The organism is Myxococcus qinghaiensis (genome assembly GCF_024198215.1).
In the GTDB taxonomy this organism is placed as follows: Bacteria; Myxococcota; Myxococcia; order Myxococcales; family Myxococcaceae; genus Myxococcus; species Myxococcus qinghaiensis.
Genome location: NZ_JAKCFA010000007.1, coordinates 200,530 through 216,536 on the forward strand (window position 1 = coordinate 200,530; position 16,007 = coordinate 216,536).

The following is a 16,007-nucleotide window of genomic DNA, read 5'->3' on the forward strand; positions in this document are numbered from 1 at the left end:
AAATGGCGACGTGGAATGACCTCATCCAGGCGACGCCCCGGCAGGTCGGGGGCAAGTTCCTGGAGGAGGGTTCGGCGGTGCTGTTGGAGGCGCTGCTGGGGACGGAGGGAGAGCAGTTGGTCCTCCTGGGCCATCTGCATCGGGAACCACATCTCTTGAGGGAGGGGGCCTTTCATCAAGGCCGGCTCCACCTGGAGGAAGCGACGCGGCCCGAGTGCACGCGGGAAGATCACCTGGAGTTGCTCAAGTCCGCGAGCTACTGCTTCACGGAGGCGCTGGCCGTCGAGCGGGACACCGCGCGCGTCTCGTTGATCTCCTTGCATCTGGGAGTGTGCCGGTTGCTGCTGGGCAATCCGAAGGACGCCCGGGAGTGGACGGCGATGGCGAACCAGGCGGCGGCGGAGACGCTGAAGGACATCCTCACGGAGGCGACGGGCGAGCAGGGCTTCACGCGCAACCGCTACCTGGGGGGAGTGCTGAACTTCGTCATCTTCTTCACCAGCTCCGCCACCCTGGGCGCGGGCTACCTGGTCTGGGATCGCGTGATGAGCAAGCGCTCCGACAAGGTGCTGCGCCGGGCGCTGGCGCGCATGGAGCCGCTGGTGGGCTACATCGAGGCCATCCGAGAGATGCGGCTGCGGCTCGGTGAGGCCGCGTCCACGGTGCCGCGCTATGTGGTGACGCACGCCGTGGATGACAGTCAGTGCCTGTCGCGCATCACCATCCGGGCGCTGGTGGGTGAAGGCGAGTCCGTGGACTTCAACGGGCGCGAGACGCGGCGCGTGTCACGCACGGGGTCCGAGCGGATCACGACGGTGATTCGGTAGAGCCAACGCCAGTCTCACTCCTCGTAGATGAGTGCGGCTGGCCTTCCCTCGATGAGGGCCGTGAGTTCCTTCCGGCTCTTGACGAGGAAGGTTGAGTAGGTTGCCTCCACCCCGTCGTACAGCTTTGTCACCTCCGAGGGACCAGGAACAGCCGGGTCTGCGGTACAGGACACCACTTTCCTGACCCCGCCGAAGAGCATCACCGCGGGCCGCCCATTCAACGTGAGTCCCTTGTGCGATTCCTCGGCCCGGCCGAGTTCCTCGGCGCGCATCCGGGCTTCGTCGAAGCTCCGGGCGGCGATGAGGAAGACGTTCTCGTGAACGGGAAAGCTCCTCTGCCGCCCCTTCTTCAACTGGATGTACATGACGACGCTCGCCGCGTACCACAGCCTCTTCTGGCGCTTCATGGACAGTCCCCTCTGCCTACTCTGGATCCAAGGCCCAGGTGCCTTCCTCCCAGCGCTTCAATGCCTCGGAGGCCGCGAAGGAAACGAGGCCCTCCCCCTGCGCTGCCTCATTCAAGACAGCCTTGGCATCTTCAGTTCCATGGGCGGGATGGCGACAGTCATCCGGTAGCGGGGCCCCCGCGAATCGACCTTCCCGCGAAGCTCATTCCCAGCGATGCCATCTGGCACCGTCGAAGGAGAGCACATTCTTCTGTCCTATGGACCAGAGCACGCCCTCCGCATCGGTGAGCTTGTAGAAGGTCTTCGGAGCATCGCGACCGAGCTCGACGGGGGCAAGTGAGTCTCCGGCAAGCGTGTACAGAGAGGTCAGGGTCGCCACGTAGAGGCGGCCCATGAACCAGCGAAGGTCCCAGACGTCTTCAGTCAGCCCCGTCTTCAGGGCCTCCCATCGCGTCCCACGCCCCCGCAGCAGCGTCCCCGACTGACCGCCGGCATACACCTGCCCGTCGCCAGCGCAGCAGAGGGCGGACAGGATGACGCGGGACGGGCTCGGACACCGCGACCAGGCACCCCTGTCGCAGTGCCAGAGCTCTCCCTCCCAGCCCGCCGCGTAGAAGTCGTGCTCATCGAAGCCGTCGAGCGCCTCGAACCCCACGACCTCCTCGCCCTGGGCCTTGGGGCCATGCATGTCCCGCCATCGCCCCTCCCCATCGCGCCGGAAGACCTCTCGGTTCATTCCGAAGGCATGGGCATGGCCCGCGATGCTCACGCACCCACGAAGCTCCCAGGGCTTGGGGATCTGCTCGGTGGTCTCCTTGCCGCCGACATAGGTGAAGACCTTTCCATCGCCGGAGACCACCACCAGTCTTTCGCTCGGCCGCTTCACGACGCACATGCCCGCCTCGGTCCAGCTCAGGTCCTTGACGTTGGCGAGTTCGCCTTCGTCGATGCTCCCCAGTCGCGTGTGAGCGGCAGACTTCTTGTGCAGCTTCTTGTCCTGCAGCGCCAGATAGACAAGGTCCTTGAACCGCGCGGCGCCGCGAGAGATCAAGTTTTCCTTCGAGACACCAAGGCTCGCCAACGCAGTGCTCCTTCACGGCCCGCCGCGACGAATGTCCGGGGCGCGGACGTCACATAACACGGCCGCGATGCTGCTCTCTGCGACAGAACGAAGCGCGGAACGTTGGAGAGGTACGGGACGTACCAACCGCTCACGCATGTCCGTGAGCCCCATCTCCCCGCTCGAGGACTCTCCATGCCCGCTCACCGTGCTCCCCTCCTCTCCACGCTGTTGCTCGTCACGCTCTCCGGCTGTGTCCCCGGCCTCGCGACCTCCAACCCCACCTACTTCAGCGGAGGGAAGTGGAGCGGCCTGGACAAGCCCTACGCGCTCACGCCGCTGCTCGCGTGTGCCGAGCCGGCGGACAACAACGACAAGGTCATCCGCAACATCGAGGACTACGTCGCACCGGCACTCTGGAGTGCGTACGGCCAGGACGTCGCCAACGCGAAGGTCAAGAAACTGAAGGGGGACAGCGAGTGGTGTGAGGCCCTTCCGAACATCGCCACCGACAAGTTCAACGTCCCGCCGAGGATGAAGCAGGATCTCGCCCGGTACGTGAAGGAAGCGGGCGCCAAGGGAATCATCATCCCGGTCGCGACCCTCTACCGCTCCCCCATTCAACGGGAACTCCGGACCGAGGACGGGACCCCGTTCGCGAGCGTGGACACCGACCGCTTCATCGCCGACGGCACCGCCCTGTTCTACGTGCACTACATCAACGAGAGCGGAGAGCTGCTCCACACCGAGCGCGCGGGCAGCGGCGGCGACGGAGCGTTCGATGATCGGCTCAAGTACATGCGAGACAGCGCGGCGGCGGTTGCCAAGAGGCTCACCCAGGGAGCCCCCCCGGTCGACCTCCAATAGCCCCCCGAATGATCACGGGCGCCCGTCCTCGAAGTCTAGAACGGGCCCTGGCTTGCCGGTGCCCTGGGAAATTGAGCAAGCATTGCCCAGGGCAAGGATGCACAACAGCGGCAGGACGGGTGCAGCCAGTGGATCGATGTTTCCCGCCAGAACCTCGGCGCGGAGCGATTCACAGCGGCAATTCCCGCTGATTGGAAGAAACGATAAGGCCCGCATGAAGATACACATGCGGGCCTGCCGACTGGCTTTGAGCCATCCCTACCCTTGCTCCACTACGGCGCGGGAGTCGAAACCACGCACAGGAAATACGATCCGGAGCGGGTCCCACCCTTGGGGTCGCGCGCCGTCATCGTGATGCTGCAGTTGTTGCAGGCGCCCGCGGGAACCGCGGACGGCGTGAAGTTCGACGTCTGGCTCGTGGGCGAGGAGAACGTCCCCGCGCAGGACGACGTCCACTGATAGAACACCGTCCCAAGGTCCGGGTCATGCACATTGGCGCTCACCGCCGTGCTCTGGCCCAGCACCACCCGGCCCTCGCTCGCCGTCACCAGGAGGATGAGCGGCGGCGCGTTGAAGCTCACGGAAATCGTGGCACTGCCGCCCACCTCCAGCGCCTCCGTCACTTCCACCGTCACGCGCGCCCGGCTGGTGCCGTTGCGCTGATCCCGCACCGTCAACGTGAGCGTGACGGTCTGCGCGGACGACGGCGCTGTCCACGTGGGGTTGGCGATGGTCGTGCTGCTCAGCGTTCCCGCGGAAGCGCTCCACGAGTACGACACCAGGTCGTTCGGCACCGGGTCATGCGCCGTGGCGCCCAGCGTGAGCTGTCCACCGGCCTCCACCGTCGTGGCCGACAGCGTCACCGAGTCGATGATGGGCGCGTCGTTGTTCGTGTACTGCGGCAGCGTCACGTCATGGAGCGTCACGGCCACGAGCGCCGTCTCCCCTTCGACGATGGTGACCTCGGTCGCCTCGCCCCGGAACAGGAGCGAGTTGTTCGACGCATAGGCGGAGACCACGATGACCCGGTTCGTCCCAGCGGGGATGCCAGCGATGGTGCCGCCCCAGGTGCTGCCCGTCTTCACCAGATCCTGTTCGATGTCGGTGAGGCCCAGGCCGGAGACCACGACCTGGATGCGCGTGACGCTGGACTCGCTCGCCGCGAACTCCTGGTCCGCGATGACCATCTGTACCGCACCCGAGCCCGAGGGCAATCCCTCACCACAGCCGGCGACGACCGCCAGCAACAACCCGACGACGGAAAGACGACCCAAACCGTGCATGGATGTTCCCCTCTCGCGCGCTAGCGGAGATTCGCTGATGTGGCGCGAGGACTTCGGCTCACATCAAATACAAGACATTCCACACATCCAACTGAGGCAGGTTCGACACCCGAGCACGGGACGCGGGTTCCTGACGTGACTCGCGAGAGCGAGTCTCCCGAGACGGCGGGCGGGTCATTCCAGATGCCCCCATCTCGTTTTGTCACGCGATGATGTTTCACGAGCCCCTCACCGCCCCTGGAAACACGGAGTGGGCAGACGCACAGAGAGTGCGCCGATACCCACCCTCGTGCTAGAGACATCCGCCGAACCATCCACCTGGGAGTCTCTCTCCATGACCTCGGCCCTCCGAAAAGTCCTCGCCCTCGCCCTGTTCTTCGCATCCACGTCCGCTGTCGCCATCGAGCAGTGGGCGGACGGGCGCGCGGTGCTGCACGCGTGTGTCTACGCCCACTCCTATGAGGCGGAGATCCGGATGTCGTACCGGAACTACACGCTGCCCTGGGGCACGTCCGTGTCTCTCATCCACGGCTGGGGCGGGCTCGACAACGGCGTCGCCATCACCTGGGACAACACGCAGACGGTGGCCGTTCCCGCGTCCTCCCCGTGGACCTGGACGGTGACGGTCCGGAGCATCATCTCCACCCGCACCACGCCCAAGTGGTACGAGCACTTCGACTACGTCTGGAAGGTCGTCCTCCCGAACGGCACCACGTTCTACGAGAAGGGCAACGGCTCCACCTACGGCTACTACTCGGCCAACCTGAACGACATCACCAGCCGCCCCTGCACGTCGGACGGCTCCTTCATCGGCGCTCCGTTCGCGCTGGGCATCACCTCCGTCGAGCAGTGGTAGTCCGCCCGCCCCTGGCGAGGCACCTCCAGGCACGGCTGCTCCCGCGGGCGGCCGTGCCCGGCTTCACGTCCACGTCACCCCTGGCCACCCGTCGCACCTCATTCGCGTGACGTTCGTTCCAATCAAAACCAACAAAGACTCACGCCCCGCCTCCTGGACTTGACGGGCTCGCGCCAGTGATAGGGTTGAAGCGCGGTCCTTCACCCGAATCACGTTCCAGGAGACTCGCATGACGACGAAACTCGTGGCAGCGACGGTGATGGGAGCTGGGTTGCCCTTGATGGCCTGTGGTGGCCCCGCCGACGAAGTCCCCGGCACCGAGGCCCCGGACACACTGGGAACCCACAGCGCGGCCCTGTCGGCGTCGGTCGCCTGCACCCAAGGGTTCAGCGACGTCACCTGCACGGCGACTGTCTCGAGCGGCGTCCCGCCGTACACCTACTCCTGGACCTATCAGCAGTACGTCTACGCCACCAACCGGACCTACACGACGGCTGTGGGCGCGGGCGGAGCCAGCCAGGACTTCAATTGTCCCGGGCCTGACGGCACGGGGACCTTCCTCTGGAACTTCAGGGCGAGGGCCACGGTGACGGACGCCACGGGAGCCTCGGTGACCACGGCCTACAGCACGTACATCCCCTGCTCCTGAGCCGCTCCCTCCCACCTCTCCCCATGGCCCTGGAGTCCAGGCTCTTTCAGGTTTTCCTGGAACGGCACGTCAGACCCTCTCGCCATAGTCCAGAGAGGAGGAAGACGGTGACGGCTCAAGCGTTGTTGGTGTTCGTTCCGGTGGTGCTCGCGCTCGTGGCGGCGGCGGCCATCCGGCGTCCGCGGCGGAGGACGCGTCGAATCAAGGCTCGCGAAGGGTACCCGCCGTACCCTTCGCCTCAAGTGACTGGGTGAGCCGGGGCTCGGACTGACACCCCGGCTCGACCCGGACGAGCCCCTCCCCCGAGGTCGCTCGTCCCTTCGTCACGCTTCAGCGGTCAGAGAGACGGGTCCCCACGCCAGCGGTAGATGAATTGACGAGCAGCCGAGTCAGCGGGCGCGGGGAACCGAAAACGGTATGCGGGGTTATCGACCTCCCCTTCCGCCAGTTGCGTCCGGTGACAATAAAAAATACGACTGCGACGGCAAGTCCCTGAAGTGGGGTGACGAGGCTACACTCCGCGTCTCGCCCTCTCCTTTTTCCGAGCGTCCCGTGGCCGAGCGTCTCACCGTCCTGGTCGTCGATGATGATCCGCACCTGCGGGACATCGTCCGCTTCGCGCTGGAGCAAGGCGGCTTCCGGGTGGAGGAGGCCGCGGACGGACGGGCGGCGGTGGAGCAGGTGCGGCGCTCCCCTCCGGCGCTCATCGTCCTGGACATCATGATGCCGGAGATGGACGGGCTGGCGGTGTGCCGGGAGGTCCGCCGCGCGCATGAGCTGCCCATCGTCTTCCTGTCCTCGCGGGACGACGAGGTGGACCGCATCCTCGGCCTGGAGCTGGGCGGCGACGACTACCTCACCAAGCCCTTCAGCCCGCGCGAGCTGGTGGCGCGCGTGAAGGCGGTGCTGCGCCGCGCCCGACCCGCCACGGAGGCCGCGCCCGCCTCGACTTCGCCCAAGCCGCTCACGCGGGGCCCGTTGAAGCTGGACGAGGAGCGCTTTCGCGCCTGGTGGGGCGAGCAGGAGGTGGTGCTCACCGTGACGGAGTTCCACCTGCTCGCCGCGCTCTTGCGCGTGCCCGGCAAGGTGTTCACCCGCGACGAGGTGATGACGCGCGTCTATGACGACGGCGTGGTGAGTGACCGGACCATCGACAGCCACGTGCGTCGGGTGCGGCAGAAGTTCGCCGGGGTCGGCGGAGAAGTCATCGAGACGGTGCATGGCCTTGGCTATCGGCTCGCCATCCCCTAGGCCCCGGGCGAGGCCCCGGCTGTGGATGGTGTTCGTCGCCGTGGGGCTGGCGGGCTTCGTGCTCACGCTGGGCGGGCTGTCCTTCGTGCGCGTCTATGACAACCAGCTCATCCGCCAGACGGAGACGGAGCTGCTCACCCAGGGCGCGGTGGTGGCGGAGGTCTACCGGTCCATGCTCGCCGAGCGGGTGAATGGCCTCGACTACGGCAAGCCTCGCACCGCGAAGTGGCCCTTCCCCATTCCGAGCGACGACCAGCTTCGGCCCATCCTCCCCTCTCTGCGCGCCTCGGACGAGCCGCTGCCGCCGGACGACCGGCCCCCGCCCTCGCGCGTGCCCGGGGAGCCCCTGGCGCAGGACGTGGGCCAGAGGCTTCGGCCGCTGCTGGAGAACGTGAGGGCGGCCACGCTCGCCGGCATTCGCGTCGTCGACGCCGGGGGCGTGGTGGTGTCCAGCAGCAGCGCGGAGCTGATGGGCGCCACGCTGGCCGACCGGACCGAGGTGCAACAGGCTCTGCACGGCATGCCCACCAGCGTCTTGCGCCGCCGCCACGCCGAGCCGGAGGACACGCCGCTGGCCTCGCTCAGCCGCGACACCGGCATCCGCGTGTTCGTGGCGCTTCCAGTCATCCAGGGCGGGCGCGTCTGGGGCGCGGTGGTGCTGGCGCGCACGCCCATGACGTTCGCCAAGGCCATGTACGCGGACCGGTGGAACCTGTCGGCCACCGGGCTGGTGTCGCTCGGCGCGGTGGCGTTGATGTCGCTCGCCGCCGCCGCGCTGCTGGGCCGGCCCGTGCGAGCGCTGGTGAAGCAGACGCGCGCAATCACGGCGAGCGCCCCCGAGGGCTTCGAGCCCGTGGCCCGCCCCGTCGTCGCGGAGCTGGCCGAGCTGTCCGAGTCCCTGGCCGGCATGGCCACCGCGCTGCGCGACAGGAACCAGTACATCCGCTCCTTCGCCGCCAACGTCTCGCACGAGTTCAAGACGCCGCTGGCCTCCATCCAGGGCGCGGTGGAGCTGCTGCGCGACAGCGCCGAGGTGATGACGCCGGAGCAGCGCGCGCGCTTCCTCTCCAACATCGACGCCGACGCGAAGCGCCTCACCCGGCTGGTGCAGCGACTGATGGAGCTGGCGCGCGCGGACTCGATGACGGCCCGGCCCGCGCAGGTGGAGCTGGCGCCCCTGCTGACGGCCCTCGCCACCCGGGCCGCTTCGGAGGGACTCGCGCGCGTCGACGTGAGCCCCGTGCCGGAGGGGCTCACCGTGTCCCTGCCCGCCGAGGTGCTGGACGACGTGCTCTGGCAGCTCGTCACCAACGCGAGGCAGCACGGCGGCGAGGACGTGCGCGTGTCCCTGTCCGTGGAGACGAGCGGCACCGGGCCCGCGCGAGTCATCGTGCGCGACACCGGCCGAGGCATCTCCGAGGCGAACCGGGCGCTCATCTTCGACGCCTTCTTCACCACCGCCCGCGAGCGGGGCGGCACGGGCCTGGGCCTCACCATCTCCCAGTCGATGCTGCGCACGTTCGGCGCGGGACTGGAGCTGCTCCCGGCGCGGCCTCCGGAGCCGGGCGCGGCTTTCGCCGTGGCGGCCCCGTTGGTGCGCCGCTAGGGTAGGCAGCCCCATGAGAACCATGCAGGAGTGGAAGACGACGCTTCGCGCCGCGCTGAAGGACGCGCTTCGCACCCGAAGTGCCCCCGCCGCGGCCGTGCTGCGTGAGGTGCTGGCGGCCCTCGACAACGCGGAGGCTCCCGACGTGAGCACCGCGGCGCCACCGCCCGTCGAGGGCACCATCGCCGGAAGCGCCGAGGGCCTGGGGAGCGGTGAAGTGCCCCGCCTGGCCCTGACGCCCGAAGCCGTGAGCGCCATCATCGAACGCGAAGTGCAAGAACGGCGGGACGCGGTGGCCCTCTACGTCAGCCTCGGGAAGAACGACGAGGCCCACGTCTTGAGGGCCCAACTGGACGTGCTCCTGGAGCTTCAGCGGAAGTAGCTGTCGGAGATGTCCACCGAGTAGCCCAGCTCCAGCGTGGGCGAGGACGCGGCCACCAGGTACTGCCGGAAGTGCAGCACCTTGCCCGGCAGGGGCGCGCTCGCCGTCGCGGCCACGGCGTCGGCCGCGTCCACCTGCTCCAGGCTTCCACCCTCGCGGCGGTAGTTGAACACCGCGGGGAAGTGCGCGCGGGCCCGCAGCTCGGCCACCGGCCACGACACACGAGGCAGCGCCAGCTTCAGCCGACCCGACAGGTGGAAGACGCCCAGCTCCCGCGCGAGCACCACCTCCAGCGCGCCGCTCGTCTCACCCAGTCGCGACGGAGCGACCTTCAGCTTCAGCACACCCTCCGTCGCGTCCTCCACGGGAACGGGCACCGCGTTGAGCGTGACGCGCTCCAGCTTGTGTCCTTCCGGCACCGTCAACTCCAGCGGCTGCTCACGGTCCAGGTTCAGCGTGTAGCTGACGCGCAGCGAGGCACGGCCCTCGAGGGTGGACACCCAAGTCGCGGTGGCCTCGGCGATGCGCGGCTCCATCGGCGGGCGCACCTGCGGCTTCGCCGACTGCGACACCGACGAGGCGGAACGCCACCCCACCCGCACCACGCCCTGCACGGGATAGACGGCGTAGCCCTCACCCGAGGTCGGCAGCGGCTCCATCAGCGTGAAGATGGAGGTGTCGGCATCCAGTTGGAGCGGCACCGAAGACGCCTCCGGCCCGAAGCGAAGTTGCGCGCGGCGCTCAGGCCCCGTGCCCGAGGCGCGCACGGTGAGCCCCACTTCGAAGGCATGGCGCCCCGCCTTGCGCGTGAGCAGGCACAGGAAGCCATCCACCACGCCCACCGTGGCGTCCTCCAGCGTGGGCAGCGCGGTGGGGTACGTGTCCGCGTCGAGGTGGAGCAGTCGCACCTGCGTCCAACGCCCGTCCGCGAGCACCTCCACCTGGAAGCTGGCGTCCACCTGGAGGGCGTCGGTCGACAGTCGGCCCTTGAGCTGGCTCTTCACCAGCGCCTCGGTGGGAGGCGGAGGCACATACGCCTGGCGCTGCGTGTACAGGGGAATGAGCTGGTCCAACGGCACGGTGGCGGTGCCCGAGGGAGAAGGCGTGGACAGAGCGGCGCCCGTGGCCAGGGCCTCCGGCGCGAGCAGCAGCAATCCGACGACGAGAGAAAGGGTCCGCATGGTGGCTCAGCTCGCTTCCGGGGTGACAGGGGTGGCGACGGCCGCGCGAGGAGCGCCGCCGTTCTGCGACAAGTCCGAGAGGAAGGCCCGCACACCGGTGCGGGTGGAGAGGACCATCAGCCCGAGCAGGCCGGCGAGGATCTCCAGCGTGTAGATGAGGCCCGTGTAGCCATCCAGGATGACGGCGGCCGTGGGCACCAGCAGCGTGGCGGCCCAGACTCCCGCCAGCACCACCGTGCGCTCCTTCGGGAACAGCCAGCGCGCGTAGGCCACCACGGCCGCGCCGAGCCCCAGCGCGCTGAGGACATAGGCCACGTAGAAGTTCATGAAGGCGGCCAGGTACGCCAGCAGCACGAAGAAGAAGCCGTACACGGCGGCCAGCAGATACGACTCATGCAGCGCCAGCTGTCGCTTGTGCCGCAGCCCCAGCGCCGCGAGCAGCGCCACCAGCGCCAGGAAGGGCACCCACGCGCGCCCCGCCATGCGGGACACCATGGAGTCGAACGTCTTCTCCGAGGGCAGGATGACGCCCAGGTTGACGCCGGACTCCAGGGACTGGAAGGCCCAGTCCAGGGTGACAGCGTCGCTGCCCGTCTGCACGGACGAGGCGGACAGCACTCCCGACGGGTAGTCGAAGTTGTCGCCCCCCTCCACGGCGAAGTGCAGGCGGACGTCACGCGCGGAGAGGTTCGGGTCCAGCTTGTAGACGAAGGAGTCGAGCCCCCGCGCGCGGTAGCGGATGACGAAGCGGGCCGTGGCGCCCTTCGCGATGCGGCCCGTCCACACCAGCCGGTTGCCGGACTCGCCCAGGTCCAGGCTGGACTCCTTGCCGTCGACGAGGAACTGGAGCTCCGACAGCAGCACCTGCGACTTGTTCATCTCCATGGGGAAGATGAACGCCACGTCGATGTCGTGGCCCTCGCGATTGACGACCGCGTACTCGGCGCCCAGGTTGAAGTCGAAGCCGGAGAAGTAGCGCAGGCCGCGCTTGCGGTAGTTCATCTTCGCCAGCACCTCCACGTGCTGACGGTCGAAGGCCAGGGGCTTCAGCTCGGTGAAGATGGTGCCGCTGTGCACGTAGCGCAGCGAAGGCGCGGGCTGGACGACGGGCGCGCCCCACCGGTCCTCCACGCCGGCCGCCAGCTCCGACGTGGCGAAGTCCGTGCGGTCCGCCACCTGGCCGGCAATCACCGCCGTGGCGAAGACGACGATGAGGAGACTGCCGAAGACGTGGTGGGCGACCAGCCACCGGAAGGCCCCTCGGATGGGACCATCGGACGTCCTCTGAGGACGCGGCGCGGAAACGGGAAGGTTCATGGACACAGACTGGCCCCCCGGTGTGCAACCCGGATGGCCAGCCCGTGCGCTTCATGAGGCATGTTTGTGCGGAATTCGTGCAGGCCCGGGGCATGTCCTCCCGGCCCCGTGCTTCACGACGTCAGTGCACCGCGTGGATGCGCCTGTCGAACGCGCGGGTGAGGCAGGACTGGTTCGCGGTGGAGTCCAGGTGCTGCGCGCGGTCCCGAATCTCGAAGAACGAGCGCACCGTGGTGCCGTCCACCGGGTCCGTCACGTTGAAGGGCAAGAGCGGGTTCACCATGCCCGTGGACAGGAAGCCCGACAGCGAGCCCGCCTCGTTGATGTGCGTGAAGAACGTGTTCGTCTCGCGCGCGTGGCAGCCGTTGCAGGTGTTGAGCGAGAACTTGTGCCGCGCGGTGTTGTCCACGATTCCGGTGGCACGCCAGAACGTGGTGGCCGGCGTCGGGACGCGGGGGTTGGCGCCCAGGAAGTTCACGCCCGCGAAGATGGCGGGAACGCCGTAGGTGTTGGCCAGGATGGCCGCCTGGTTCGTGTTCACGAAGTCACGCAAGAGCGTGGTGTTGTTGCGCAGGTCTCCCGGCGTCAATGCCACCGTGGTCTCCGACAGGAAGTTCGGCGTCGGGCCCGTGTCGAAGAGGTGGAACTCCCGCAGCTCCCAGGGCCTGTCGAGCATGAAGTCGTTGGTGCGAATCTGGTTGATGGCGTTGCCGTTGGGCTTGGTGGGCGCCGCGCCCGCGACGACGACCTGCTGCGTGAGGGCCTCCAGCGCCGCGTTGTAGGCGGGGCTGCCCAGCGTCATCAGCGGGTTCGACAACTGCATCCACTGCTGCGCCCAGCTCTTCACGTTGAGGCAGCCGTTGATGGGCACGCCGTACTCGAAGATGACCAGCAGCGGCCGGACGACGCAGCCGGCGCTCTTGTCCACCGCGGCGAAGACGAAGCGCAGCTCGCCGCCACCGCTGGAGCCGCCGTAGCCCACCGGGCCTTCGCCCTTGCCCAGGTCCAACCGGTTGAAGATGGCCACCAGCTTGAACGCCGACTTCGTCATGTCGAGCGTGCCGGCGACCTTCGGCCACGGGTTCAGGATGCGCGGCACCACCTGCGTGCGCGCCGGGACGGTCCACCCGTTGAGCGTCTGGTTCGCGTTCCACTTCAGCAGCCACTGCTCGGTGAGGGCCGACGGCGTCACGAACGTGCTCGCCATCTGCGTCATCAGGTGGTTGAACGTCCACACCCCGTTCGGGTTGCCGGAGTTCGAGCACGGGTCATACGTGCGCGTCGGGTCGTTGATGACGCGCGGATGGGTGATGATGAGCGAGTTGGCCGGCTTCACGTCGCTGAGCAGGCCCACGGGCGTCACGGGGATGGGGACGCGCGGCCGGAAGACGGACGACGACAGCGCCACCACCGGGCGCTCCTCCACCAGCTCGCGGTTGTTGAAGACGGCGAACGTCAGCGGCTCGTTGGGCTGCTGGTTCTGCGCCGCGGTGATTCGGTTCTGCGTCTCGCGGAGCGTGTCGAGGTCGACCTCGGCGAAGCCGGAGAACACGCCGTCACCCGCCTGCTCGTCACCGTCCGTGCCCTGGTCCCTGAGCACCACCGGCTTGCCCGTGTCGGACACCACGGGGACCTGGGTGAACAGGCCCTGCTGATTCTGGGCGAGCCGCACCCGCACCAGGCTTCGCGTCCGGGAACCCAGCACGTCGTCCTGCGCCACCACGTCCATCGACTGGATGACGGGCGAGGGCTGGCTCGCGGGGTTCGGCTCGGTCGCCGCCGCCTGGGGCTGGGCCTCCACGGGCGCCGGAGCCTCCAGCGCCTCACCACCACCACAGCCCGTCAGACACAGCGAGAGTACGAGCACACCGGACCCAGCCCACTTCAGGCCCAGGGCCCTTTTCGAGGACCACTTCGTCATGGATGTTGCCTCCAGGGGATTCGACAGCGAGGCCCCAGGTGCACCCCCCAGGCCACGAAAGGACTCAGGGAGAACCCACCCACACACCGCGAGGATGTGTCCCCCCGGGCAACAGCCGCAGCGGCGCTGTGACTTTCCGCGCTACAGCGCCTCTCCGCGGGCGAGAGGGGCCCAAAGTTGTACGGCAGGCAGGAAACCGGCTCAAATCCAGGAAATGGAGAGAGTCGAGGAGATCTACCAGGGCTTCGTGGTTGATCATCAGCTCGAGCGCGCGGGCCTCTTCGAGCTGCTCCGCGAGCGGTTCGTGGCGGTGGACACGGTGCTGTATCCGGGGTGCTTCGTGCACATCACCCCGTCGTTCTTCTTCCAGAACGTCGTCTACGTGGACCGGAACGACCTGGCGCAGGGCTTCTTCGCCAACAAGGACGGCGTGCTGAGGAAGATCGGCTCCCGTCAGCAATATGAGCAGCAGGCCTCCGTGCGCTTCGTCGCCCAGGACTACCTGCAGCCCATCCCCGCGCTGGAGGAGAGCTTCGACCTGCTGCTGGCGCTGTATGCCGGAGGCATCTCCCGCGCGTGTGGGAAGTACCTGAAGGTCGGAGGCCTGCTGGTGACGAACGACCACCATGGCGACGCGGCGGAGGCGGCCGCCGAGGAGAACCTGGAGCTCATCGCCGTGGTGAAGGAGCAGCGGGGGACGTTCACCTTCAGCGACCAGGAGCTCTCCTCGTACCTGGTCCCGAAGATTCCGCCCCGGGGCCCCGCCGCGCGCGACACCGCGGGCGCATCCCACTGGGAGCGCCCCGCCGACTACTACCTCTTCCGCAAGACGCGCCCGAGCGCCATGACGCTGGAGCCCGGACGCTTCTCCGCCCCTCACTGAGGCGACACAAGAGGCGGCTCGCTACTGGGCCTCCAGCCGGAACTGCTGGCAGTCGTTGTTGGACCAGGTCCACTGCTGGATGACGGTGCCGTTGCCGCTCGTCCCGCAGCTCGTCACGTCCAGCACCTTGCCGCTGTGCCGCGCCTCGATGCGGTGGAACCCGCCGGTCGTCGCCACGGTGCGGAACTGCTGGTTGCCGCCGTTGGACCAGGACCACTGCTGCAGCCCCGCCCCGTCCGCGGTGCTGACGTCGCGCACGTCCAGCACCTTGCCGCTGTACTGCGAAACGATTCGCACGTAGCCGCTGTCGGTGGGCTCCAGCACCCACTGCTGGCTTGCGCCGGTGTGGCACGCCCACTGGTGGATGGTGGCGCCGTCCGCGGTGCTGGGCCCGTTGATATCCAGGCAGCGGCCGGAGCTCTTGTTGATGATGCGGTAGCGGGTGGCGCCACTCCCGCCCTGCGCCGCGTTGAAGATGGCGAGCAGCAGCGACGTGTCATTGCGCGTGTCCTGGGTCAGCTCCCAGATCATCACCCCGCCGCCCTGCTGGAGCCCCAGCCGCGTCTTGGCCTGGATGGTGGCGATGCCGTTGTAATAGACGTCACCGACGTTGTCCTTGTACGGCGCCTGCGAGTCGCGCGCGACCAGGTCCGCGTAGCCCACGTACGACGACGGCGAGCGCCCGTAGAACGGCACGCCCAGGACGGCCTTCGACGCCGGCAGGCCCCGCCCCTTCCAGTAGTTGAGCGACTGGACGGCGTAGTCATACGTCGAATGCGGCTGCCCGCCGTCGTACGCCATGATGTTGAGGAAGTCGAAGTCGGCGAACGTCGAGGTGGGGACGCCCTCGCCGTAGTAGCCGTTGGCCACCACCGCGGCGGTGAGCAGCTTGCCGCGCGAGCGCATCGCCGCGCCCAGCTCGCGGATGAGCGCCGCGAAGTTCTGCGCGGAGGCGCCCGGGTCCGGGTACTCCCAGTCGATGTCCACGCCGTCCAGCCCCGCCGCGTTGACGTAGTTGACCAGGTTGTTCACGAAGGCCGTGCGCGTGCCCGCGTTCGCCGCGAGCGACTCGAAGCCGCTGTCGTTGCCGTCGTTCCACCCGCCCACGGCGATGAGCACCTTCACGCCTCGCGCATGCGCGGCGGTGACGAGTGAGCGCAGCCGCGCGTCCGTCCCGCTGGGGCCCGTCAACCCACCCTGCGCGGTGGGCACCACGAAGGCGTAGTTGATGTGCGTGAGCCTGTCGTAGGGGATGGCGTTGACGTCACCCGCCCACGTCGGGAAGTAGCCGACCACGCGCGTCGCCAGCGCCGCTCCCTCCTGCCGCGCCAGCGGTTCGTCGGCGGTTGTCTCCACGTCCGGCGCCCCGGAACAGGCCAGGACCAGGGCCGCCAGCGCGGCCTCCAACACCAGGGCTCTCAACGGCAACACCATGCGCGACATGCGGACTCCATGAGGTGAGCCCCCGCCCCCAAAACGGAGGCGGATGGGTCGCGCACCTGTAGCGTCGCCCTAAA

Annotated in this window: 15 protein-coding genes; 8 read left to right on the forward strand and 7 right to left on the reverse strand. The window is 68.2% G+C overall.

Going from position 1 to position 16,007, the window contains the following annotated elements; all coding sequences use genetic code 11:
- The first annotated feature begins 2 nt into the window (after window positions 1–2).
- Complete coding sequence (locus LZ199_RS14800; RefSeq protein WP_253994327.1) at window positions 3–827, forward strand: hypothetical protein; 825 nt, start codon at window positions 3–5, stop codon at window positions 825–827.
- A 14-nt stretch (window positions 828–841) separates the two neighbouring features.
- On the opposite strand, the gene LZ199_RS14805 is transcribed toward LZ199_RS14800, so the two are convergent.
- Both LZ199_RS14805 and LZ199_RS14810 read right to left on the reverse strand, forming a co-directional pair.
- A complete protein-coding gene (locus LZ199_RS14805) occupies window positions 842–1,234 on the reverse strand; it encodes a DUF4288 domain-containing protein (RefSeq protein ID WP_253994328.1) in 393 nt (130 codons plus the stop codon).
- 202 nt (window positions 1,235–1,436) lie between these two features.
- On the reverse strand, window positions 1,437–2,285 hold the full coding sequence (locus LZ199_RS14810; RefSeq protein WP_253994329.1) for a hypothetical protein: 849 nt from the start codon (window positions 2,283–2,285) through the stop codon (window positions 1,437–1,439).
- A 204-nt stretch (window positions 2,286–2,489) separates the two neighbouring features.
- On the opposite strand from LZ199_RS14810, the gene LZ199_RS14815 reads away from it, so the two are divergent.
- Window positions 2,490–3,161, forward strand: coding sequence for a hypothetical protein (locus tag LZ199_RS14815; protein WP_253994330.1), 672 nt, complete (start codon window positions 2,490–2,492; stop codon window positions 3,159–3,161).
- Window positions 3,162–3,433: 272 nt separating this feature from the next.
- Here the strand turns inward: LZ199_RS14815 and LZ199_RS14820 are convergent, their stop codons facing one another.
- Complete coding sequence (locus LZ199_RS14820; RefSeq protein ID WP_253994331.1) at window positions 3,434–4,444, reverse strand: PKD domain-containing protein; 1,011 nt, start codon at window positions 4,442–4,444, stop codon at window positions 3,434–3,436.
- Window positions 4,445–4,778: 334 nt separating this feature from the next.
- Here LZ199_RS14820 and LZ199_RS14825 point away from each other — a divergent pair, with 334 nt between their 5' ends.
- From LZ199_RS14825 to LZ199_RS14845, 5 genes are all read left to right on the forward strand, one after another.
- Window positions 4,779–5,300 (forward strand): hypothetical protein, encoded by a 522-nt coding sequence (locus tag LZ199_RS14825; protein WP_253994332.1) that lies wholly within the window; start codon window positions 4,779–4,781, stop codon window positions 5,298–5,300.
- A 229-nt stretch (window positions 5,301–5,529) separates the two neighbouring features.
- Complete coding sequence (locus LZ199_RS14830) at window positions 5,530–5,949, forward strand: hypothetical protein (protein WP_253994333.1); 420 nt, start codon at window positions 5,530–5,532, stop codon at window positions 5,947–5,949.
- Between the two features lie 552 nt (window positions 5,950–6,501).
- The gene (locus tag LZ199_RS14835; RefSeq protein WP_253994334.1) at window positions 6,502–7,200 is read left to right on the forward strand and encodes a response regulator transcription factor; all 699 of its coding nucleotides are present in this window, start codon (window positions 6,502–6,504) and stop codon (window positions 7,198–7,200) included.
- Window positions 7,169–8,806, forward strand: coding sequence for a sensor histidine kinase (locus LZ199_RS14840; protein ID WP_323389668.1), 1,638 nt, complete (start codon window positions 7,169–7,171; stop codon window positions 8,804–8,806). Before LZ199_RS14835 ends, LZ199_RS14840 begins: the two co-directional genes overlap by 32 nt.
- A gap of 13 nt (window positions 8,807–8,819) precedes the next feature.
- Window positions 8,820–9,188: a GatB/YqeY domain-containing protein gene (locus tag LZ199_RS14845; RefSeq protein ID WP_253994336.1), complete on the forward strand. Its 369-nt coding sequence runs from the start codon at window positions 8,820–8,822 to the stop codon at window positions 9,186–9,188.
- Here the strand turns inward: LZ199_RS14845 and LZ199_RS14850 are convergent.
- From LZ199_RS14850 to LZ199_RS14860, 3 genes are all read right to left on the reverse strand, one after another.
- Window positions 9,176–10,369 carry a hypothetical protein gene (locus tag LZ199_RS14850; protein ID WP_253994337.1) on the reverse strand — a complete coding sequence of 398 codons (1,194 nt, stop codon included), beginning with the start codon at window positions 10,367–10,369 and terminating at the stop codon, window positions 9,176–9,178. The genes LZ199_RS14845 and LZ199_RS14850 overlap by 13 nt on opposite strands.
- Window positions 10,370–10,375: 6 nt before the next feature.
- The gene (locus LZ199_RS14855; protein ID WP_253994338.1) at window positions 10,376–11,686 is read right to left on the reverse strand and encodes a hypothetical protein; all 1,311 of its coding nucleotides are present in this window, start codon (window positions 11,684–11,686) and stop codon (window positions 10,376–10,378) included.
- Between the two features lie 121 nt (window positions 11,687–11,807).
- The gene (locus LZ199_RS14860) at window positions 11,808–13,607 is read right to left on the reverse strand and encodes a choice-of-anchor X domain-containing protein (RefSeq protein WP_253994339.1); all 1,800 of its coding nucleotides are present in this window, start codon (window positions 13,605–13,607) and stop codon (window positions 11,808–11,810) included.
- A 214-nt stretch (window positions 13,608–13,821) separates the two neighbouring features.
- On the opposite strand from LZ199_RS14860, the gene LZ199_RS14865 reads away from it, so the two are divergent.
- Window positions 13,822–14,490, forward strand: coding sequence for a hypothetical protein (locus tag LZ199_RS14865; protein WP_253994340.1), 669 nt, complete (start codon window positions 13,822–13,824; stop codon window positions 14,488–14,490).
- 21 nt (window positions 14,491–14,511) lie between these two features.
- Here the strand turns inward: LZ199_RS14865 and LZ199_RS14870 are convergent, their stop codons facing one another.
- Window positions 14,512–15,933: an RICIN domain-containing protein gene (locus LZ199_RS14870; RefSeq protein ID WP_253994341.1), complete on the reverse strand. Its 1,422-nt coding sequence runs from the start codon at window positions 15,931–15,933 to the stop codon at window positions 14,512–14,514.
- Window positions 15,934–16,007: the final 74 nt, after the last annotated feature.